Genomic DNA, 20,331 nt, shown 5'->3' on the forward strand with positions numbered 1-20,331 from the left:
ACGCTTGCCGTCAGGCAACATGTCCGTCGAGCGAGGAGTGCACCGACAGCATGCGCACGGGTCGACCGACCGAAGCGCCCGGCCACCGGAGGTGACCGCCGCGCGCCGGGGCGGTGTCGCAGGGCCGGTCAGCGGCGGTGGACACGCCTCGCGGAGACGGCCCCGGCGGGTTGCCGGGGCCGCGTTGCCAGCTGACGACCACCTGGCTCGGGAGCTGCTGGACGGGCTCGCCGAGGCGGTCGTGACGGTCGACCACGCAGGCGTGGTGACGCTCGTCAACACGATGGCCGCCGACCTGCTCCCCGAGGTGGCGCCCGGCGTCGACCTGGCCGCGTGCCGGGTGCCGGCGCTGGCCGACGCGGCAGGCGCCGGGTCGGAGTCCTTCGAGACCGAACACCACGGCCGGCGGCTGCGCGGCCTGCGACGTCCCCTCGCCGACGACCGCAGCGCCTGGTACGTCCGCGACGTCACCGAGGAACACGCGCGCACCGACGCGCTGCTGGCCGAACGGTCGCGCACCGCGTTCCTCGCCGAGGCGGGCAGCCGGCTCGGGCTGTCCCTGCACCGCGAGCAGACGCTGCGTACCGCGGTGACGCTGCCGGTGCCCTACCTGGCCGACGCGGCGGTCGTGGTGCACCGCCCGCCTCCGCCCGCCGAGGACCAGCCGCACTGGATCCGGTACGCCACCGGTGATTCCGGCCCGGTCACCGGCCTGGCCGGCTGGCCGACTGTGGAGTCCGTCCCCGGCCTGGTCGAGGCGCTGGAAGGCGACCTCACCGAGCCGAGTCCCTGGCTGGACGCCGAGCTGGCCGACCTGGCCGAGGTGCTGCCCGCCGGGTTCGGCCGCCCGGGCACCGTGTTGATCAGCCCGATGCCCAGCGCGGGCGGTCCGGCCGGCGCGCTGGTGCTGGCCCGCCGCCGGGAGCGGCCGGGTTTCGACAAGCGGGAGATCGGCCTGGCCCGGGAGTTCGCCGGCCGGGCCGGTGCCGCGCTCGCCGCGGCCGAGCTGTACGGCGAGCAGGCCCACCTGGCCCGGGTGCTCCAGAACAGCCTGCTTCCGCCGGCGCTGCCCCGCCTGCCCGGGATGACTCTGGCCGGCGGTTATCGCGCCGCCGGGGACAGCCTGCGCATCGGCGGCGACTTCTACGACCTGTTCCCCACCGGCGACGGCGGCCTGTTCGCGCTCGGCGACGTCTGCGGCAAGGGCGTCGGCGCGGCCGTGCTGACCGGCCGGGTCCGCCAGTCGCTGCAGACCCTGCGCCTGGTCGAGCAACACCCCCGGGAGCTGCTGGAGCTGCTCAACCGGGCGCTGCTGGACGCTCCCGACGCGGCCCGCCGGGCCCAGTTCACCACGCTCCTGCTCGGCGCGCTGCGCCGCGAGCCGGACGGCGGGCTGCTGATCCGGGTGGCAGGTGGCGGGCATCCCGCTCCGCTCGTCGTCCGCGCCGGCGGTGGCGTCGAGACTGTCCGGGTCGGCGGCATGCCGGTGGGCGCGCTCGCCGACGCCCGGTTCGCCGACGCCGAGGTGCGGCTGGCGCCGGGTGACCTGCTGCTGGCGTACACCGACGGGGTTACCGAGGCCCGGGGCGGCCCGACCGAGCCGGCCATGTTCGGCGACACCCGGTTGCGTCAGGCGCTCGCCACCGGCGCCGGGCTACCACCCGCCGCACTCGTCGACCGGGTGCTCCAGCTCGTCGACGAGTGGCTGGACGGGCAACCGCACGACGACATCGCCATGCTCGCCGTGGCGGCCGGGTGACGCCGCCGCCTGACCGTCCCACCCCCGCGGCCGGGCGCCGGATCGGGCCGGACACGCTCGCCGCGTACCTCGGCCACCTGGACGCCGCCGACCGGGCCGGCGCTGTGGCGCTGGCACGCGGCCTGCTGGCCGACGGTTTCTCGGTCGCGGACGTCCTGGTCGACCTGGTCGCGGTGGCGCAGCGGGAGGTCGGCCTGCGCTGGCTCACCGGCTCGTGGAGCATCGCCCAGGAGCACGCCGCCACCCACGTCAGCGAGCACGTGGTGGACGCGCTGGGCGCGACGACCGGCCCGCCGCGGCGCGGGCACGTGGTGATGGCCTGCGTCGAGGGCGAGTGGCACGCGCTGGCCGCCCGCATCGTCACCGAGGTGGTCCGGGCGGCGGGCTGGCGGGTGACGTTCCTCGGCGCCAGCGTGCCGGCCCGGCATCTGGTCTCCTACCTGCACCAGACCGGCCCGGACGCGGTGCTGCTCAGCTGCGTGCAGCCGAACCGGCTCGTCCGGGCGGCGCGGATGGTGGAGGCCAGCCGCGCCGCCGGGGTGCCGGTGCTGGCCGGTGGACCCGGCTTCGGCCCGGACGGCCGGTGGGCCACCGCGATCGGCGCGGCGGGCTGGGGCGCCAGCGCCCGGGACGCGGTGGCGCTGCTGGAACGGCCGTTGTCGGCCGCGCACACCGGCGCGCCGCCGCCCCCGCCCGACGACGCGTACGTGGCGGTGCTGCACCGGCGGCGTGAGCTGGTCCGGCTCGCGCTCGCCGCGGTCGACCCGCCGCAGGAGAGCGCCGAGGACGTCGCCGCCGGCATCGCGCACCTGGTGGACGCGCTGATCGCGGCCGTGCGGGTGGACGACGACCGGCTGCTGCGTGACTTCGTCGGGTGGCAGGAGGAGGCGCTGACGTCCCGGGGCGGCCGGGCGCTGCTGGACGAGGTGCTCGGCACGCTGGAGCGGGCGCTCACCGAGCATCCCCGGGTGGTGGCCCGGTTGCGGGCCGCCCGCGAGGGCGCGCCGGACGGTCCCGGCCGGGCCGGCTGAGTCAGGCGGTACGGGCCACCGGAGGCTCGCCGGACGGCCGGGCGGGGTCGCCGATCCGTTCCCCGGAGGGTTGCAGCATCGGCCAGCCCTCCGCCACCGTGGCCTCGCCGCGGCGGCCCACCTCGTCGAACTCGCGCATGCCGCGTACCAGCGCGGCCCGGCCCTCCGGGCTCATCCCGGCCAGGATCCGCTCCAGCCGGTGCCGCCGGTCGGCACGCAGCTCGGCGAGGAGCCGGACGGCGGCGGGCGTGAGGTGCAGCGCGATCTCCCGCCGGTCGTAGCGGCCCGGCTCGCGTTCCAGCATCCCGGCCGCGACCAGCCGGTCGCACAGCCGGCTGGCGGAGGAGAGCAACATGTCGGTGAGCGTGGCGAGCCGGCGGAGGTTGATGCCGTCATACTGCTCGACGACCATGATCGCGCGTAGCTGGGCACTCGACACCCGGCTGGTGGTGCGCTCCCGGGCGGCCTCCCAGACGGCGAGCAGGGTGCCTGCCGCCTCGTCCAGGGCGGCGGACATACTCGTTTCAGGTCCCCGGGGATTGCGCTCTTCGGTCATGGTGGGCCCGAGACTACTCCCCTGATCTGCCCGGCGACCTGTGCAAAGGAGCAAAGATGAGCGAAGCGGAGGGCCTCGCGCGCCGGATCCTGACCGAGGCGCCGACGGATCTCATCGTGGACCGGCTCGCCGCCGAGCTGGCGCGCACGTACGGCGTCACCCGCACCGAGCTCTACCAGGTCGACTACCGGCTCGCCGAACTACTGCCGCTGGATGACGGCCCGGCGGTCACCGGCCCGGGCCACCCGGCCTGGCGCGCCTTCGACCACCAGGAGCCGGTGATCGCCGACGGCGTCGGCTGGTTCCCGGTGGGCATGCGCGGCGAACGCCGGGGCGTGCTGCAGGTATCGCCGGTGCCCGCCGACCCGCACGCCCGCCGGGAGCTGGACACGATCGCCACAGTGCTCGGGCACGAGCTGAGCGCGGTCATGCCGACCACCGACATCTACCGCACGGCCCGGCGCAGCAGGCGTCTCACGCTGGCCGCCGAGATGCAGTGGGAGCTGCTGCCCGGACGCAGCCGGATCCGGCCGTCGTTCAGCCTGGCCGGGCAGCTGGAGCCGGCGTACGCGGTGCGCGGGGACAGCTTCGACTGGTCCGACGACGGTCACCGGCTCTGGCTGGCGGTGCTGAACGGCTTCGGCGAGGGGGTGGCCGCGGCGCTGCTCGCCTCGCTGGCCACGTACGCGCTGCGCAACGCGCGCCGGGCCGGGCTCGACCTGGCCGACCAGGCCGCGCTGGCCGACCAGGCGATCTACGCGCAGTACCGGGGCGCACAGCACGTGTCGGTGCTCCTGATCGAGCTGGACCTGGCCACCGGCGAGCTGACCGTGGTCGACGCCGGTTCGCCCCGGCTGCTACGGCTGCGTGCCGGCGAGGTGTCCGAGCAGGAACTGGACGAGCAGTTCCCGCTCGGCATGTTCGAGGGCACCGACTACCGCCCGCAGCGGTTCCGGCTGGAGCGCGAGGACCGGCTCTTCGTGGTCAGCGACGGCGTGATCGACGCCACCACCGAGCGGGTGCGCTACGGCGAGGCGGCGCTGGACCGGTTCCTGCGCCGGACCGGGCCGATGGAGCCGCTGGACGCGGTCCGGTCGCTGATCGGTGACGTGCGGGCCTTCGTCGCGGGTGACCTGGTGGACGACGCGGTGGTGGTCTGCCTGGACTGGCTGGGGCCGCAGGCCTGACCCGGCCTCCTCAGTACGCGCCGCGGCTGTTGACCACCGCGCCGAACGTCTTCCAGAGGATGGTCAGATCGGCGGCGAGCGACCAGTTCTCCACGTAGTAGAGGTCGAGCCGGATGCCGTCCTCCCAGCTCAGATCCGACCGGCCGCTGACCTGCCAGAGGCCGGTCATGCCGGGCTTGACCAGCAGCCGGCGTGCCACGTCGCCGTCGTAGCGGGCCACCTCGGACGGCAGCGGCGGGCGCGGGCCGACCAGGCTCATCTGGCCGAGCAGCACGTTGGCGAGCTGGGGCAGCTCGTCCAGCGACCACTTGCGCAGCAGCCGGCCGACCCGGGTGACGCGCGGGTCGTCGCGCATCTTGAACATCAGGCCGTCGGTCTCGTTGCGCGCGGCCAGCTCGGCGAGCAGGGCGTCGGCGTTGACCACCATGGTGCGGAACTTGAAGACGCCGAACTCCTCGCCGCCCTGACCCACCCGGGTCTGCCGGAACAGCACCGGACCACGACTGTCGATCTTGATGGCCAGCGCGATCACGGTCAGCAGCGGCGCCAGCACGAGCAGGGCGATCAGCGAGATCGACCGGTCGACGAAGCCCTTGACCAGCTTGCGGGCGCCGCGGAACTCGGGCGCCTCGACGTGGATCAGCGGCAGGCCGGCGACCGGACGGGTGTGGATGCGCGGACCGGCCACGTCGGTGAGCGCCGGTGCCACCACCAGGTCGACGCCGGTGCCCTCCAGCTGCCAGCCGAGGCGGCGCAGCCGGGTTGCGGTCAGCTCGCCGGAGGCGGTGACCGCCACCGTGTCGGCTCCGATCGCGGTGGCCGCCTCCGGGATGCCCCGGAAGCTGCCCACCACCGGCACGTCGCCCAACCGCTGCGGCACCGGGGCGAGCAGCGCGTCCGGGATGCACGCGCCGACCACCTGGTAGCCGGCGTACGGTTCCCGGCGCAGCGTGTGTACCAACTCCAGCACGTGCGCGGTGTCGCCCACCACGAGCACCTTGCGGGACCAGCCGGCGCCCCGGTCGCGGGCCCGGTGCAGCCGCTTGCGGGCCGCGAACCGCGCCACCTCCAGGCCGATCGTGCCGACCGCGAAGGAGATGGCCAGGAAGCCCCGGGAGACGCCGACGTCGGCGATGTACCCGGCGATGGCGATGCCGCCGGCGAGTCGCAGGCTGGCGGCGCTGACCCGGCGGTACTCGTCGGCGCCGTAGCCGAGCACCTGGTCGTCGTAGCACCGCATCGCCTTGAGCGAGACGAGCCAGACCAGCAGGAGCGCCGGGGCGACCACCACGTACGGGATCTCGGACCCGGTCGGTTCCTCGTCGCCGAACCGGGCCAGGTAACCGACCAGGATGGCCACGGCGAGCACGGCGGTGTCCAGCACCACCAGGACCTGGATGTAGGCCCGCTCCGCGGCTCGCGTCGTCTTGCCGGGGCGTTCACCACCGGGTCGCGACGACGTGGCAGGGGTCAACAGCGTCGCCGAGGTCACCGGCCCTCCCCACTTCGCTCAGGACCGCCCCGTCCCGCCCGGCTCCGGTGTGGAGCCTGCGGTCGAGGCAACCCGGTCATCATGCCTGACAATTATGGTTACCGATTGATTCGGACGCATTACCGTCAGTTCACCTCCCGTGTCTTGACCCGGGAAGCCTTCCGCCGTACCGGATTTCCGGTACGGCGGAAGACTAGCGCTGAGCTTCGGGTCAGCGGGGGGCGGGCGGCCGCAGCGCGATCGCCCGGAGGAAGATCTCGCCGATCTTGCTGGGGTCGGTGGTGACGAAGGCACCGCCGCCGGTGACCTTGGTGATGGACTCCAGCTCGGCCCGGTTCACCTCGGTCCCGATGCCGATGATGATGACCTGGACCGGCTGCTCGTCGTCCTTCAGCTTGTTCAGCCGGTCCAGCAGCGCCTTCTGCGAGATGCCGTCGTCGTCCTCGTTCTTGCCGTCGGTGAACAGCACGATCGAGTTGACCTTGCCCGGCTCCCAGTCCTGCTGCACCTTTTGGTACGCCGCGAGCATCGTGTCGTACAGGCCGGTGTTGCCGCTGGAGGGCCTGATCGAGGCCAGGCCGCGCTGGAGCGAACCGCGGTTGCTGGACAGAGGCTTTATTCCGACCAGCTCGCTCCAGTCCTGCGAGCCCTGGAGGTTGGTGGAGAACGTCCAGAGTCCGATCGACCAGGAGTCGTCGAACAGCCCGAGGCCCTGGCTCGCGGCGGCGACGGTGACCTGCTCCCGGCTGGCGCCGTTGGCGGTCGCGACCGGCTTCTTCATCGAGCCGGAGACGTCGATGACGCAGAGCATCCGGCCCGACTGGGTGGCCACCGACCAGGTCGTGGTGGCGGTCGAGATGGCACCGGGGTCGAGGTCGGCGGCGCCACCCTGACCCGACGGCGGCACCTGGCTCGCGCCGCCGTTGGCCGGGCTCGGCGCACCGGTCGGGGCCTGGAAACCCCGGCCCCAGTTGCCGTCCGGCGCGCGCAGCGCCCGCGAGGCGAGCCGGTCTTTGAAGCCCGGCGTACGCAGCACCTCGAAGAGGACGCGAGCGGCGGAGGCCTTGGTCGGCTCGATGCCGGGCAGCACCGCGAACGGGTAGTCCAGCGGGATCGGCGCCGGCTCCAGGTAGAGCGCGGCGAGCCGGATCGGCGGCTTGGTGCTGTTGTAGGCGATCACGTCCTCCTCGGACAGCGCCGCCGCCCCCAGCCCGTTGGCGATCGCCGTCGGGTCGGACGAGCGCGGGAACCGCGCGAGGAGGTCCTGCCGCAGCGAGGAACGGTTGGTCGCCAGCGCACGCAGCGCACCGACCATCGCCTCCTGCGCCTTCGGCGAGCCGGCCTCACCGGTGGAGCTGGCCGCCGCGGTCAGCGACAGCAGGCCGGACAGGCCGGCCGCGTCCTGGGTCGGCTCGACGATCCCGGCCCGCAGCGGCTTGCTGGCGGTGACCTGGGTCAGCAGGTCGGACCAGCGGAGCTCCTTGTCCGGCCACCCGATGCGCGAGGCCACCGGCTCGGGCAGCGCCACCACGACCGGGCTGCGCGCGATCGAGGCGCCGTTGGTCGGGGCGAACGCGCTGGCCCCGCCGCTCTTGAGCCGGACCAGCCAGGTCGAGGAGTCCGGCACCCAGACGTCGGGGGTGACGGCGGTGCCGCTGGCCTGCCCGACGCCGGCGAGCGTGGCGCCGTGCTTGCTCGCCACCGCGGCGGCCACCTCGACCGGCTCGGACGAGGAGACGTTCACCGCGATGCAGGTTCCGCCCACCGCCGCGCCGTCGGAGACCCACTGGTCGGCGGCGGCGCGCACCGCGGGGGCGATCTCCGGGGCGGCCGCCACCGACAGCTCGATCCGGCCCGAACAGTTCGGGCCGGCCAGCTGTCGGTAGCCGAACCAGGAGCCGGCTACGACGGCGACCAGAGCGGTTGCCACGGCGGCGGCACCTGCTCCGCGGAGGTGAGAACGCATGCGATGGCGGCCAGACACGGTGACCATCTTGCGTACCTCGTGGGGTTACCACCACAACCGTTCGGACGAAAGTTACGCAGCAGAAACAGTTGATCGCCTAACCCATACGCTAAGTTACCAGTCAGTCATCTATGGTGATGCCGATCCACTTCGGACTGCCTATCCGTGACCGTCCGGTCACGGCCGGACGCACGTCGGGCTCGCCACCGGCACCGGCTCCCCCACCGGCTCGGGCACCCCGCCGGCCGGATCCACCCGGAAGATCCTGATCATGTCGGCCCGCTCGTCGGCCACGTACAGGTGCTCACCGGCGAACGCGAAGTGCCGGGGCCACTCGCCGCCGGTGTCGACCTCGGCCACCAGCTCCGGCGCGGGGCCGTCGAGGGCGAAGACCGCGACCGTGCCCACCCCGCGGTTGCCGACGTAGAGGAAACGCCCGCCGGGCCCGACGGCCACCTCGGAGGGCTGGACGTGCCCGGTCCGCCCGCTGGCGTCGACACGCGTCGACTGCCGCGGGCCGTCCGGCGTCAGCTCGTACGCGGTGACAGTGGCGTCCAGTTCGCCGACGAGCCAGCAGCGCCGCCCGTCCGGGTGCCGGGCCAGGTGCCGGGGCCCGGCCCCGGCTGCCGTCCGCAGCCGCGGCTCCCGCTCGGTGAGCCGGCCGGTGGACGCGTCGACCTCGTACCGGTAGACGGAGTCGGTGCCCAGGTCCACCGCGAGCAGCCCGCCACCGGCCGGGTCGGGCGAGACCATGTGGCAGTGCGCGTGCTCCTGCCGCCGTGGGTCGGCACCGTGCCCGGAGTGCCGGACCAGGTCGGTGCGCTCCCCGGGCACGCCGTCGGCGTCCAGGCCGAACACCGCCACGCTGCCGCCGCCGTAGTTCGCCACGAACAGGTGCCGCCCGTCCGGGGCGACCGCCAGGTGGCACGGCTCCGCGCCACCGGTCTCGCGGACGCCCAGCGGCGTGAGGCCGCCGTCCGGGGCCACCCGGAACGCGCTCACCAGCCCGTCGGGCAGCTCGTTGCACCCGTACAGCACCGGCAGCGCCGGATGCCGCACCAGGAACGACGGCGACGGGGTGACCGCCACGACGCCCAGCGGGGTCAGTTCCCCGGTCGCCCGGTCCCGCCGGGCCGCCACGACGCCCTCGGCCCGTCCGCCCGTCTCCGCCGTGTAGCCGCCGATGTGGACGATCTCGTCCTGCCCGGTCACCGCTCCCACCTCTCGTCGGTCCTGACTGCGATCCAACCAGAGGCTTCCCGGTGGCGCGCCCGGTCAGTCCCACAAGGGGCCACGGATCGGGCACGCGTGCTCAGCCCACCGGCACCGGCTCGCCGCGCTGGCGCGCCACGTGCTCGACGAGCGAGATCAGCACCAGCTTGCCGGACTGCCGGTCCCGGGCGTCGCAGAGCACGAGCGGGACGTCCGGGTCCAGGTCCAGAGCGTCACGGACCGCCTCCAGGCCGAACCGGCGGGAACCCTCGAAGCAGTTGACGCCCACCACGAACGGGATGCCCCGCTGCTCGAAGTAGTCGATCGAGGGGAAGCAGTCGGCCAGCCGGCGGGTGTCGGCGAGCACCACCGCACCGAGCGCGCCGAACGCCAGCTCGTCCCAGAGGAACCAGAACCGGTCCTGCCCCGGGGTGCCGAACAGGTAGACCTGGAGGTCGTCGTTGATGGTGATCCGGCCGAAGTCCATCGCCACCGTCGTCGTCGACTTCTGCTCGACGCCGGAGACGTCGTCGGTGCCGAGGCCGGCCCCGGTCAGGACCTCCTCGGTCTGCAACGGCCGGACCTCACTCAACGCGCTGACCAGCGTCGTCTTTCCGGCGCCGAAGCCGCCGGCGATGAGGATCTTCAAAGCCAGCGGCACCTGCGGCGCCCCCGGCTCCCGGTCATAGCGCACGGAGTCCACTGACCACCGCCTTGAGGATGTTGTCGTCGGGCAGGTACGCGGTGGCCGGTGGCCGGTGCACCGCGACGAGCCCATGGGCGAGAAGGTCGCCGAGCAGCACCCGGACCACGCCCACGGCGAGGTCCAGGTCGGCGGCGAGGTCGGCCACGGCCTTCGGCCGCCGGGCCAGCTCGATCAGGCGGCGGTGCTCCGGCTGGAGACCGGGCGTCCCGGCCGGTTCCGCTCCGGGGGTGGCGAGCACGAACGCCAGCAGGTCGAAGCCGTCGACGGGTGGGCGCACCCGGCCCCCGGTGAGCGTGTACGGACGCACCACCGGCCCCGCGTCGGCGTCCAGCCACTCGTGCTGGGGCCCCGGCGACTCAGCGCGCATCGGTCCGCTCCCCCGCCACCCGGCTCGGCGCGGCCAGGTTCTCCCCGACCCGGATGACGAGCATCGCCATCTCGTACGCCACCAGGCCGATGTCGGCGTCGGCGTCACTCGCCACCGCGAGGCAGGCGCCCTGGCCGGCGGCGGTCACGAACAGGTAGGCCGACTCCATCTCCACCACCGTCTGGCGGACCGCGCCGCCGCTCAGATGCCGGGTGGCGCCCTTGGCCAGCCCGGAGAAGCCGGACGCCAGCGCGCAGAGGTGTTCCGCGTCGGTGCGGTCCTGGTCGGTGGAGGCGCCGAGCAGGAGCCCGTCCGCCGAGAGCACCACCGCCTGGCGGGCGGCGGGGACACGCTCCACCAGGTCGTCGAGCAACCAGTCGAGATCGGCGTTCTGCCGCGTCGTGTGCACCACTAGGCGTCCCTCTCAGTCGCGGTTCGTTGGTCCGGCGCCGGCGGGGCGGGCTTCACGTCCGGCCCCGCGGTGGTGGACGGTGTACCTGTGTCGCGCGGTCCGGTGGCAGGGGCGGCCGGATCGGGTCCGGCGGCGCGCGAGCCGTCCCGGCGTCCGCGCGCGGTGCCGGCCTGCAACGCGGACATGGCCCGGCGGGCCTCCTCCGGGGTGCGGTGGGCCGGGGTGTCGGCGATCGCCGCGCGGGGGCGAGCGGTCGCGCCGCGGCGGCGGATCCGGCGGGGCAGGCCGTCGCCGTCGGCGGGTGGTTCCACAGTCGAGGCGCGCGCCGCCTGCAACGGCACCACCGTGTTCTCCGACCGGTCCCGGCCCGGCCGGGTCGGCCGCCCCGGCCGGGGCACGGTGGTCAGCCGGGTCACCTTGGCCAGGCGCCGCCGCTCCGGCCCGGCGGAGGCGTCCGCGCCCACCGGCGGCTCGTCGGTGATCAGTTCCGACGGTACGAGCACCGCGGCGACGATCCCGGCCGGGCGGGACGGCCGCAGCTCCACCCGTACGCCGTGCCGGGCGGCCAGGCGCGCCACCACGAACAGCCCCAGCCGGGCACTGCCGGCCGGGTCGAACTCCGGCGGCTCGGCCAGCTTGCGGTTGGCCTCGGCCAGGGCCGGCGCGGACATGCCCAGCCCCCGGTCGGTGATCTCGATGGTGTAGCCGCCCGGGACACTCCGGCCGGCGACGTCCACCCGGGTACCGGGCGGCGAGAACGTGGTGGCGTTCTCGATCAGCTCGGCGAGCAGGTGGATCACGTCGCCGACGGCCCGGCCCAGCACCCCGGCCGGCGCCACCTCGCCCACGTCGACCCGGTCGTACGCCTCGACCTCGGAGATCGCGCCGCGCATCACGTCGACGGCGGCGACCGGACGGCGCCAGCCCCGTCCGGGCGCGGCCCCGGCGAGGATGACCAGATCCTCGGCGTGCCGCCGCAGCCGCGTCGCCAGGTGGTCGACCTGGAACAGCCCGGCCAGCTCGTCCGGATCCTCGGTACGCCGTTCCAGCCGGTCCAGCAGCGCCAACTGCCGGTGCACCAGTCCCTGGCTGCGGCGGGCGAGGTTGAGGATCACCTCGTTGAAGCCCCGGCGCAGCGTGACCTCGTCGACTGCCGCGCGCACAGCGGTCCGGCGCACCTCGTTGAAGGCGCGCGCCACCTGGCCGATCTCGTCGCCGCCGTGGTCCAGCTCGGGCGCCTCCCGGGCGACGTCGACCTCCTCGCCCCGGCGCAGCCGCGCGACGACGTCGGGCAGCCGGCGCTCGGCGACCTCGGTCGCGGCGGCGCGCACGCCGGTCAGCCGTTGCGCCAGCGACCGGCCGACCCGCAACGCCACCAGCACACACACCACGATCGCGAGCAGGCCCAGCACACCGGCGGCGGCGAGCTGGACGAGGATCCGGGCGGCCATCGGCACCGACCGCTCGGCGAGGGCGTCCGCGCCGCGCAGCTCGAAGTCGCGCAGGCTCTGCCAGACTTCGGCGTGACCGGTGTCCCACGCCCGCATGTCGAACCGGGCGGGCAGCGCGGGCGAGCGGATCAGGCTGTCCTGGAGCGCACGCAGCTGGAGGAATCCGGCGCCCTCGGTCATCCGCTGGTACGCGGTCCGTTCGGCGGGCGGCAGGTCGGCGACCGCCATCTCGGCCAGGAAGCGCTGGTTCTCGACTGTGCGTACCAGTTGCTCGTGCTCGCCGTCGGCGTACCGGCCGGCGGTGACGGCGCCGGCCAGCAGCGCGTCGGCCTGGCCGAGCAGTTCCCGGGAGCGGCCCAGCGCGGTGAGCGCCGTCGCCTCCCGGTTGAGCTGCGCGTCGGGCAGCGCCGCCATGGCGCCGAACGCCTGGAACGCGGAGGCGACCATCCCGCTGTAGAGCCCGACGGCGCCGGCCCGGTCGACCTTCCGGTCGTCGATGAAGGCCCGCCCGGCGGGCAGCGCGTCGAGCGCCGAGACCAGTTGGTCGAGCCGGTTGTCGAGCTGGGCGTCGGCGACGTCGCGCAGGTCCCCGCCGCCGACCTTGCGGCGCAGCTCGACGATCGCGTCGTCGGTGCGTACCCGTTGCTCGGTCAGCTCGGGGAGGGCGCGGTCCCCGGCGAGCTGGACCACCGACAGCCGGCGCTCCCGTTGCAGCTCCGTCACCACGGCCTCGCCCGGGCGGCCCAGGTCGTAGAGGAGGGTACGCGCGGAGAGCAGGTCGAGCGCGGGCCCGAACGTGAGCGTGGTGGCGAAGATCCACAGCGCCAGCAGCCCGGTCACCGGGCCGATGACCAGCGCGGTCAGCTTGGCGCGGATCGGCCAGTCACGGGTGTTCAATCAGACCTCGCCCGGGAAGGTGTCGCTCGGTGGCGCCGGCAGCGGCCGTCACGTTCGCCGGCCACGACGCCGGGCCCCGGCCCGGACGCCTTGGGCAGGATACGTAATCCGGGGCGGATGCACTACCGGCCGTCTCGGCTCTCACTACGGTCCGAGACGGGCAGGAGGGCCTCAGCCGGACATCGGCCCGGCACCGGACGCCGGCCGCCGCAGTGCGCCTTTTTCCCGGCCGGGGCGGAAAGTGCCGCACAACGGGATTGGCGATCACCCGCGCGAGGGAATACCAGCGTGCGAAGGAGGAGCCATGTCGTCCACCCAGGTAGTCGTCATAGTCATCGTCGTCGCCGTCATCGCCGCGCTCGTCGCGGTCGCCGTGGTCGCCAGCCGCCGCCGGGCGCTGCGGCAGCGCTTCGGCCCCGAGTACGACCGGGCCGTCGCCGAGCAGGACAGCCGCAGTGCCGCCGAGCGGGAGCTGCGGGAACGCGAGCGCCGGCACGCCGAGCTGGAGCTGACCCCGCTGAGCCCGGAGTCCCGGGCCCGTTACGCCGCCGCCTGGGAGGAACTCCAGGTGCGCTTCGTCGACTCCCCCGCGGAGACCGTCGGCGAGGCCGACGAGCTGGTGAGCAGCCTGATCGCCGAGCGCGGATACCCCACCGGGGACTTCTCGGACCAGATCGCCCACCTCTCCGTCGAGCACGCCCGCACGCTCACCCACTACCGCGACGCCCACGAGATCCGGCAGCGCAACGAGCGCGGTGAGGCCGGCACCGAGGACCTCCGGCAGGCGCTCGTACACTACCGGGCCCTCTTCGCCGACCTGCTCGGTGAGGATCCGGTCGCTCCGCAGCAGCCGGAGCAGCGCCACCCCGACCACGACCACGACGTCCCGAGCCGCTGAGGAGGCCGCCGCCATGCGCCAGGAGGAACAGCAGGTCACGCAGGACCACCCCGAGGCCGTCCGGTCCGCACCGGTGCCGGTGCCGCAGCCGGGTGAGCACTCCGACCCCGCTCGGCGCGACGCCGACCGGGCCGACGTGCCCGAGGACGCGCTGGACGACCGGGGCAGCTTCGACGACCCGGCGGTCGCCGACGACCGGCGCGACGCCGAGGTCGACGAGACCCGCGCCTACGAGGCCGGGGAGCTGCGCGACGCGGCCGACCCCACCGACGACGACGGGCGTCGCCCGTTCCACGAGCCGGCGCCGCTGCCGACGGCGTTCGGTGCGGCCACGGTGGGCGACGCGGTCGCCGCCTCGGCCCTGGCGAGCGGTCGTCCGCAGGACGAGCGCGACGCGCGCGACGAGGACACCGCGGTGCCGGGCGACGGCGCGCCGGGCCGCACCGACCCGCTGGACGACGAGCGGGCCGACCCGACGGCCGGGGACCGCCTGCACGACCGCGACCGCTGGGACGCCGAGCACACCGGCGCCACCGGCGACGGAGACGCCGCCGTCCGGGACGACGCGGTGACCGACGGCGCGGTCGGGTACGGCAGCGCCGAGCCGGGCCTGGTAGACCCGGACGCCGAGCCCGTTCCTGCCGCCGACGACGCCGACCCGCGGCACGACCGGGTCGATCCGGACACCGCCACCGCGGCAGCCGCCGGGGCGGCCGGCACGACGCTGGGCGGGGCGGACCGGCCGGCGCCCGGCGCGGTACCGGCCGACGCGGCGACGCTGTTCGCGCCCGAGGCCGCCCAGGGCTTCCGGGACCGCTGGCGCGACGTGCAGTTGCGCTTCGTGGACGACCCGCGCGCCGCGGTCGGCGAGGCGGAGTCGCTGGTCGAGGAGGCGATCGAGGCGCTCTCCACGGCCCTGCGCGAGCAGCGCACCCGGCTCGGCGCCTGGCAGGAGTCCGGCTCCACCGACACCGAGCAGCTCCGGGTGGCCGTGCGCGGCTACCGCGACTTCCTGGACCGCGTGCTGGGCCGCTGAGACCACCGCGAAGCCCCGGCCGGTGACCCGGCCGGGGCTTCCGCATGCCCGGAACCCGGAACCGAACAGCAGGCATGGAACCTCGCAACAGGGCGTGCGGATCAACCTGTGGGCCGGCGCGGCGATGCTGGTGTTCGGCCTGCTGATGCTGCTGTGGCAGCGGCTGCGCCCGACCGAGGCGCCGGAGCCGCAGCGCGACGAGTCCTGACGCCCTCTCCGCCCGCATGGCGCGGCCCGCACCGGGTACGCGACTCCGATCACGCGAAGGGACAGGAGGGCAGCAGCATGACCGATCGTGACCGCGGTGGCGAGCGGCCGCTGGAGGAGACCCCCGAGGTGGCCGCGGCGGTGGACGACGACAGCACGGTGCCCCAGTTGCGCAGCGGCGGCACCGACCCGGACAACCCCGTCTTCACCGAGCCCGACGGCGCGGTGCCCGACACCGGGTCGCCGAACCTCATCGGTGACCCGTACGCGGCCGGGACCGGCGCGACCGGCACCGGCACCGGCGCCGCCCCGGACGACATCCGTACCGGGGCCGAGCAGCCCTGGGATCCGGAGGACCTGGTGCAGGCCCGGGGGCAGGACGTGACGCCGGAGAACCTGGAGCGGGCCCGCCGCGACCTGGCCGAGCTGGGCCGGGCGGCCATCGAGCGCACCGTTCCCTGACACCGGAACGGCGAGGGCCCCTGGCCGACGTGGGCGTCGACCAGGGGCCCGGGGAACCCGCGCGGCGGTGCCTCACTCCCGCCGCCGCGGGTGGTCCGCACCGCGGCTCAGGAGAGCGCCGGGTAGGCGTTCTGCATGAGCTGCTGGAACTGGGCCGGGAACCAGGCGCCGGAGATCGGCGCGTCCGGCAGGGCGCCGGACATGCTGTTGCCGTTGCGGGCGTTGCCGGTGTACGTCGGGTCGCACATCCGGTCGAAGCCCTTGCCCTCGTTGTTCGGGATCTCCTTGCTGGAGCCGTCCGACTCGCCCGGGGGCTTCACCCAGACGTAGGCGTCGATCCCCGGCTCCGGATTGGCCCGCGGCCGCTCGCCGAGACCCGCACCGGCCTGGTTGCACCAGTTGCCGGCGTGGATCCGGCGGTCGACCCGGCCGCCGTTGACGTACGCGTCCACGCTGGTCATCGGGCCCGGGCCGGTGGGCCGGGCGGCGCCGCCCCACCCGTTACGGGAGGTGTCGATCAGCATGCCGATGTTGCTTTCGAAGCCGACCGAGACCAGCTTCTGCCGGAACGCCTGGGCGAACGACAGCTCGTCGACGTACTGGTTCCAGTCGATCCACTTGGACTGCCGTACGGTCTGGCCGTTCACCGAGTCGGTGACCTTGACGTACGGCTCCTTCAGGGCGGAGTAGTTCGCCGTGTTGACGATGAAGCCGTGCACGTTGGCGACGGTGCTGCCGGACGCGACGGCGGCGGCCTTGAGCTGGTCGGCGACCGGGCCGAAGTTGCTGTCCCAGCCGATCCAGCCGTGGTGGGCGGCGTCGATGTAGTTGTAGACGTTGCCGATCGAGCCCAGCTTCGCCAGGGCGTAGCCGACACCGTTCACGTACGCGCCGTTGGCCTTCACGGTGTCACACATGACCGTGCCGCCCGGGTTGCCCGAGGTGTTGGTCACCAGGTTGGGCAGCGAGTCGATCTCGATGATGTTGACGATGCGCAGGTTCCGGTACTTGGGGTCGGCCTGGATCGCGGCGATCGGGTCGATGTACTCGGCCTTGTACTTGGGCAGCTCGTCCGGGCCCAGCTCACCGTTGGAGGCGAGCGCCGCACAGTCGCGGCCGGGCAGGTTGTAGATGACGAACTGGATGTAACCGGCACCCTGGGCGAGCGCCTCGTCCAGGTGGTCCCGCACGCCCATCGCACCGTTGGAGCTGCTGTCCGGGGTGCCGTTGATGGCGGCGATCCGGTCCAGCCAGACCGCGGTCGGGTTGTTCGACACCCGGTTACCGCCGGCCACCGACTCGGCCTTGGCCTTCCACTCCGGGTTCACGTACCCCTTCACCCCGACGTACGGGTTGTCCACCTTCTGCCCCGGCGGCGGGGTGGTGGTCGGCGGCGTCGAGGTCGGCGGGGTCGACGTCGGCGGCGTGCTGGTCGGCGGGGTGCTCGTGGGCGGCGTGCTGGTCGGCGGGGTGCTGGTGGGCGGCGTGCCGCCGTTGCACACGGTGCCGTTGAGCGTGAACTGGGTCGGCTTGGGGTTGCTGCCGCTCCAGGAGCCGTTGAAGCCGATGGTGGTGCTGGCGCCGCTGGCGAGCGACCCGTTGTACGACTCGTTCTGCGCGGTGACGTTCTGGCCGCTCTGCGACCACCGCGCGGACCAGCCGTTCACCACCCGCTGCGAGCTGTTCGGGAAGGTGAAGCCGAGGTTCCACGAGCTGAGCGCGTCACCGATGTTCCTGATCGTCACGCTGCCGGTGAATCCACCCGGCCAGTCGCTGGTCGTGTAGGTCACGCTGCACTGGGTGGCGGCCTGCGCCGCGGTGACCGGGAGGGTCACCAGTCCACCGGCTACCAGGACGCCGGCGCCGGTGAGCGCAAGCGTCCGGTTCCGGCCGGACAGCCTTCTCCACAGATTCATGCCACTGATCTCCTTGGGCGAGACCGGATCCGCGTACGGCCCGGCGCACATGGCGGCGGCGGTCGTCCTGCGGGAACGACCGTGCACGCCACGGGATTTTTCGGGGGACGCCCGACCCGGACGGGCGTTGTGGGGTGGTGGTGCCGACCGGTCCGCAGGACCGGCCGATGGAGCCGGACGTCGGCCGGTGGTGCCGGCTGCCCTCGACGTCTGAGCTCGCGGTGTGGCTCCCCGAACCGCGTGCAGCGATTCTTGCATGGGAGCGCTTCCATGGCAATGGCTCGATGCGCCCGGCGCCCACCCTACCGCCGCGCCTCGTCGGCCATCGACGGCGAAGCCGCGCGGTCAGGGCACAACGGGACGGGCACGGTCAGATCCGCCAGTGCCGCACGAGCGGGACCGGCGTCGCGGCGGAGGCGAAGGGAGGCGGATCGGCGCGCGGCGTCAGGTAGGACGCGGACCTGCCCCAACATCGGCAAATCCCTAAAAGCGAATCTTTCCCCGGATAAGTCGCGAAAAGGTCTAACGTCGGCCTTAGCTCGACTGACGTCGGGCTCAGGACGAACAGGGATGGAGACGCTGGTCATGGCTAAGAAGATGCTCGGGAAGGTGGTCGCGGGCGCCGCCCTCGGCGGAGCCGGCCTTCTCGCGTTCACCCCGGGGATGGCCTACGCGGGCGGGCACGACGAAGGCAAGGTCGTCGCCAAGCCGCACGTGGTGAAGGCGGGGGACACCGTCGAGCTGCTCGCGATCTGCTCCGAGCCGCAGAAGCACGCCACCGTCTGGTCGAAGGTGACCGGCAAGGTCGACCTGCACCCGGCCCGCGACGGCGAGCACGGCGAGCACGGCGACTGGGCCGACCGCGGCGGCGACTGGGACGGCGACCAGGACTGGGGCTGGGACGACAAGGGCCCGGACGGCAAGGACGACCACGGCAAGGACAACCACGGCAAGGGCCCCGACGGCAAGGACGACCACGGCAATGGCCCCGACGGTCGAGGCGAGCCGGGCGGCGACGGGCACGGCCCGGACGGCAACGGTCCCGGCGGCAACGGACCGGGTGGCGACGGGCCGGGTGGCGACGGCATGCCGCAGCCTCCGGCGAACCAGCCGCCCGCCGGTCAGCCGCAAGGACAGCCACAGCCGGGCGGCGCGGGCGCCGGCACGGCCGTCGACCCGGGCGACTGGCAGGGGCACGACGAGTACGGCCAGGATGCCGAGCCGGGCTGGGAGAAGGAGCACCGGGGCGCGCCGGACTGGACCAAGGACGCGCACGGCTCCGACGGCAAGGACGCGTACGGCAAGGACGCGTACGGCAAGGACGCGTACGGCAAGGACGCGTACGGCAAGGACGCGTACGGCAAGGACGCGTACGGCAAGGACGCGTACGGCAAGGACGCGTACGGCAAGGACGCGTACGGCAAGGACGCGTACGGCAAGGACGCGTACGGCAAGGACGCGTACGGCAAGGACGCGTACGGCAAGGACGCGTACGGCAAGGACGCGTACGGCAAGGACGCGTACGGCAAGGACGCGTACGGCAAGGACGCGTACGGCAAGGACGACTGGCAGGCGAGCGGAGGCGCCTGGCAGGACGACAAGGGTGACTACGGCAAGGACGCCGAGCGCGACTACGGCAAGGACGGCTGGGAGCACGGGAAGGACTTCGTCTACTACGGCGAGGCCACCGTCTCGCACGACGCCCGGCCGGGCCGGTACGAGCTGCGGGGCACCTGCGGTGAGGGCGAGCTGGTGGTCCTGCCGCGCGGTGGCGTCGACGGCGGCGACGGCGGCATGACGAGCACCGGCGTGGACCGCAACCTCGCCACCGGCGGCGCGGGCATGATCGGCGCCGCGGCGCTGGGCGGCCTGGTGCTGCTGCGCCGGCGGCGGGCCGGTGGCCTGGTCTGACCGGACGACGACCCGGGCCGGCGGCCGTCACGGAAGTCCGTGGCGTGCCGCCGGCACGGCCGTCGTCGTCCTGCTCGCCATGGCCGGGGCCGGTCTGATCGGCGCGTCCGTCCGGACCGTCCCGCCGTCGTCACCGCCGCAGCCGATCTCGCAGGCCGCCCCCGTCACCACCGAACCGCAAGCCGACCCGGCCGGAATCGCCACCGGCCCGGACACCGAAGGGCCGGACGCCGCCGGCCAGCCGGCACCCGGCAGCACCGGCCAGCCGACGGCGGACGCCGCCGGGGGCGGCAACGGCCCGGCGACGCCGGGAGCCCTGGGCGCGGCGGGCGCCACCGGCCCCGCCCCGGCCCCGCTCCCCCGGTCGGCGCCGGTCACCATCTCGATCCCCCGCATCGGGGTGCAGGCGCCGATCATGTCCCTCGGCACGAACCCGGACGGCACGGTCCAGGTGCCCCCGCTGGACCAGGCCATGAAAGCCGGCTGGTACTCACCGGGCGCCAGCCCGGGCGAGGCCGGCAACGCGGTGATCGTGGGTCACGTCGACTCCGCCCAGCTCGGCCCGGCGGTGTTCTTCAACCTCGGCGCGCTGGTGCCCGGCGACACGATCGTGGTCACCCGGCAGGACGGCGCGTCCGCTACGTTCACTGTGCGGGAGGTCGGGTCGTACCCGAAGACCGCCTTTCCCGCCGCGCAGGTCTACGGGCCGTCGGACGTGCCCACCCTGCGCGTGGTGACCTGCGGCGGGGTGTTCGACCGGACGGCCGGGAGCTACCTGAACAACATCGTCGTCTACGCCCCGATGACGAGCTGAGGGCCCAGACGGCAGTGGCCCGGTGGTCGGGGAACCGACCACCGGGCCACG

General features: G+C 74.1%; 17 protein-coding genes. 8 read left to right on the top strand and 9 right to left on the bottom strand.

Features of this window, described 5'->3' with window-relative positions; translation table 11 throughout:
- The first annotated feature begins 184 nt into the window (after positions 1 to 184).
- Together KSK32_RS05550 and KSK32_RS05555 are read left to right on the top strand one after the other, a co-directional pair.
- On the top strand, positions 185 to 1,759 hold the full coding sequence (locus KSK32_RS05550; protein ID WP_254186950.1) for a PP2C family protein-serine/threonine phosphatase: 1,575 nt from the start codon (positions 185 to 187) through the stop codon (positions 1,757 to 1,759).
- A complete protein-coding gene (locus KSK32_RS05555) occupies positions 1,756 to 2,790 on the top strand; it encodes a B12-binding domain-containing protein (RefSeq protein ID WP_216929159.1) in 1,035 nt (344 codons plus the stop codon). The genes KSK32_RS05550 and KSK32_RS05555 overlap by 4 nt, the downstream gene beginning before the upstream one ends.
- A 1-nt stretch (position 2,791) precedes the next feature.
- Here KSK32_RS05555 and KSK32_RS05560 read toward each other — a convergent pair whose 3' ends face one another.
- The gene (locus KSK32_RS05560) at positions 2,792 to 3,307 is read right to left on the bottom strand and encodes a MarR family winged helix-turn-helix transcriptional regulator (RefSeq protein WP_216929161.1); all 516 of its coding nucleotides are present in this window, start codon (positions 3,305 to 3,307) and stop codon (positions 2,792 to 2,794) included.
- 95 nt (positions 3,308 to 3,402) lie between these two features.
- Between KSK32_RS05560 and KSK32_RS05565 the strand changes: the two genes are divergently transcribed.
- The gene (locus KSK32_RS05565) at positions 3,403 to 4,533 is read left to right on the top strand and encodes a PP2C family protein-serine/threonine phosphatase (RefSeq protein WP_216929163.1); all 1,131 of its coding nucleotides are present in this window, start codon (positions 3,403 to 3,405) and stop codon (positions 4,531 to 4,533) included.
- A gap of 10 nt (positions 4,534 to 4,543) precedes the next feature.
- On the opposite strand, the gene KSK32_RS05570 is transcribed toward KSK32_RS05565, so the two are convergent.
- The 7 genes from KSK32_RS05570 to KSK32_RS05600 form a co-directional block, all read right to left on the bottom strand.
- The gene (locus KSK32_RS05570) at positions 4,544 to 6,025 is read right to left on the bottom strand and encodes a sugar transferase (RefSeq protein WP_216929165.1); all 1,482 of its coding nucleotides are present in this window, start codon (positions 6,023 to 6,025) and stop codon (positions 4,544 to 4,546) included.
- A gap of 211 nt (positions 6,026 to 6,236) precedes the next feature.
- Entirely contained in the window at positions 6,237 to 7,991 is a 1,755-nt protein-coding gene (locus KSK32_RS05575) for a substrate-binding domain-containing protein (RefSeq protein ID WP_216929167.1), read from the bottom strand.
- A gap of 177 nt (positions 7,992 to 8,168) precedes the next feature.
- Complete coding sequence (locus tag KSK32_RS05580) at positions 8,169 to 9,203, bottom strand: lactonase family protein (protein ID WP_216929168.1); 1,035 nt, start codon at positions 9,201 to 9,203, stop codon at positions 8,169 to 8,171.
- Between the two features lie 100 nt (positions 9,204 to 9,303).
- The gene (locus tag KSK32_RS05585) at positions 9,304 to 9,906 is read right to left on the bottom strand and encodes an ATP/GTP-binding protein (protein WP_128137837.1); all 603 of its coding nucleotides are present in this window, start codon (positions 9,904 to 9,906) and stop codon (positions 9,304 to 9,306) included.
- A complete protein-coding gene (locus tag KSK32_RS05590) occupies positions 9,887 to 10,276 on the bottom strand; it encodes a DUF742 domain-containing protein (protein ID WP_216929170.1) in 390 nt (129 codons plus the stop codon). The genes KSK32_RS05585 and KSK32_RS05590 overlap by 20 nt, the downstream gene beginning before the upstream one ends.
- Positions 10,266 to 10,688: a roadblock/LC7 domain-containing protein gene (locus KSK32_RS05595; protein ID WP_216929172.1), complete on the bottom strand. Its 423-nt coding sequence runs from the start codon at positions 10,686 to 10,688 to the stop codon at positions 10,266 to 10,268. The genes KSK32_RS05590 and KSK32_RS05595 overlap by 11 nt, the downstream gene beginning before the upstream one ends.
- A complete protein-coding gene (locus KSK32_RS05600) occupies positions 10,688 to 13,036 on the bottom strand; it encodes a nitrate- and nitrite sensing domain-containing protein (RefSeq protein ID WP_216929174.1) in 2,349 nt (782 codons plus the stop codon). Before KSK32_RS05600 ends, KSK32_RS05595 begins: the two co-directional genes overlap by 1 nt.
- 304 nt (positions 13,037 to 13,340) lie before the next feature.
- On the opposite strand from KSK32_RS05600, the gene KSK32_RS05605 reads away from it, so the two are divergent.
- The 3 genes from KSK32_RS05605 (at position 13,341) to KSK32_RS05615 (ending at position 15,639) form a co-directional block, all read left to right on the top strand.
- Positions 13,341 to 13,934, top strand: coding sequence for a hypothetical protein (locus KSK32_RS05605; protein WP_216929176.1), 594 nt, complete (start codon positions 13,341 to 13,343; stop codon positions 13,932 to 13,934).
- A 13-nt stretch (positions 13,935 to 13,947) separates the two neighbouring features.
- Positions 13,948 to 14,970 carry a hypothetical protein gene (locus KSK32_RS05610; RefSeq protein ID WP_216929178.1) on the top strand — a complete coding sequence of 341 codons (1,023 nt, stop codon included), beginning with the start codon at positions 13,948 to 13,950 and terminating at the stop codon, positions 14,968 to 14,970.
- Positions 14,971 to 15,255: 285 nt separating this feature from the next.
- Positions 15,256 to 15,639, top strand: coding sequence for a hypothetical protein (locus KSK32_RS05615; RefSeq protein ID WP_135241748.1), 384 nt, complete (start codon positions 15,256 to 15,258; stop codon positions 15,637 to 15,639).
- Positions 15,640 to 15,746: 107 nt separating this feature from the next.
- On the opposite strand, the gene KSK32_RS05620 is transcribed toward KSK32_RS05615, so the two are convergent.
- Positions 15,747 to 17,555 carry a glycoside hydrolase family 6 protein gene (locus KSK32_RS05620; protein ID WP_216929179.1) on the bottom strand — a complete coding sequence of 603 codons (1,809 nt, stop codon included), beginning with the start codon at positions 17,553 to 17,555 and terminating at the stop codon, positions 15,747 to 15,749.
- A gap of 570 nt (positions 17,556 to 18,125) precedes the next feature.
- Here KSK32_RS05620 and KSK32_RS05625 point away from each other — a divergent pair.
- Together KSK32_RS05625 and KSK32_RS05630 are read left to right on the top strand one after the other, a co-directional pair.
- Positions 18,126 to 19,466, top strand: coding sequence for a pentapeptide MXKDX repeat protein (locus tag KSK32_RS05625; RefSeq protein WP_216929181.1), 1,341 nt, complete (start codon positions 18,126 to 18,128; stop codon positions 19,464 to 19,466).
- A 79-nt stretch (positions 19,467 to 19,545) separates the two neighbouring features.
- Entirely contained in the window at positions 19,546 to 20,280 is a 735-nt protein-coding gene (locus KSK32_RS05630; RefSeq protein WP_254186952.1) for a class F sortase, read from the top strand.
- Positions 20,281 to 20,331: the final 51 nt, after the last annotated feature.

Source organism: Micromonospora sp. WMMB482 (genome assembly GCF_019038635.1).
In the GTDB taxonomy this organism is placed as follows: domain Bacteria; phylum Actinomycetota; class Actinomycetes; order Mycobacteriales; family Micromonosporaceae; genus Micromonospora; species Micromonospora marina.

What these genes read in the sequence shown, in the direction of transcription:
- KSK32_RS05560 (WP_216929161.1), bottom strand. Translation starts at nt 3,307, where the DNA reads ATGTCCGCCGCCCTGGACGAGGCGGCAGGCACCCTGCTCGCCGTCTGG.
- KSK32_RS05565 (WP_216929163.1), top strand. Translation starts at nt 3,403, where the DNA reads ATGAGCGAAGCGGAGGGCCTCGCGCGCCGGATCCTGACCGAGGCGCCG.
- KSK32_RS05575 (WP_216929167.1), bottom strand. Translation starts at nt 7,991, where the DNA reads ATGCGTTCTCACCTCCGCGGAGCAGGTGCCGCCGCCGTGGCAACCGCT.
- KSK32_RS05590 (WP_216929170.1), bottom strand. Translation starts at nt 10,276, where the DNA reads ATGCGCGCTGAGTCGCCGGGGCCCCAGCACGAGTGGCTGGACGCCGAC.
- KSK32_RS05605 (WP_216929176.1), top strand. Translation starts at nt 13,341, where the DNA reads ATGTCGTCCACCCAGGTAGTCGTCATAGTCATCGTCGTCGCCGTCATC.
- KSK32_RS05610 (WP_216929178.1), top strand. Translation starts at nt 13,948, where the DNA reads ATGCGCCAGGAGGAACAGCAGGTCACGCAGGACCACCCCGAGGCCGTC.
- KSK32_RS05615 (WP_135241748.1), top strand. Translation starts at nt 15,256, where the DNA reads ATGACCGATCGTGACCGCGGTGGCGAGCGGCCGCTGGAGGAGACCCCC.
- KSK32_RS05620 (WP_216929179.1), bottom strand. Translation starts at nt 17,555, where the DNA reads ATGAATCTGTGGAGAAGGCTGTCCGGCCGGAACCGGACGCTTGCGCTC.
- KSK32_RS05625 (WP_216929181.1), top strand. Translation starts at nt 18,126, where the DNA reads ATGGAGACGCTGGTCATGGCTAAGAAGATGCTCGGGAAGGTGGTCGCG.
- KSK32_RS05630 (WP_254186952.1), top strand. Translation starts at nt 19,546, where the DNA reads ATGGCCGGGGCCGGTCTGATCGGCGCGTCCGTCCGGACCGTCCCGCCG.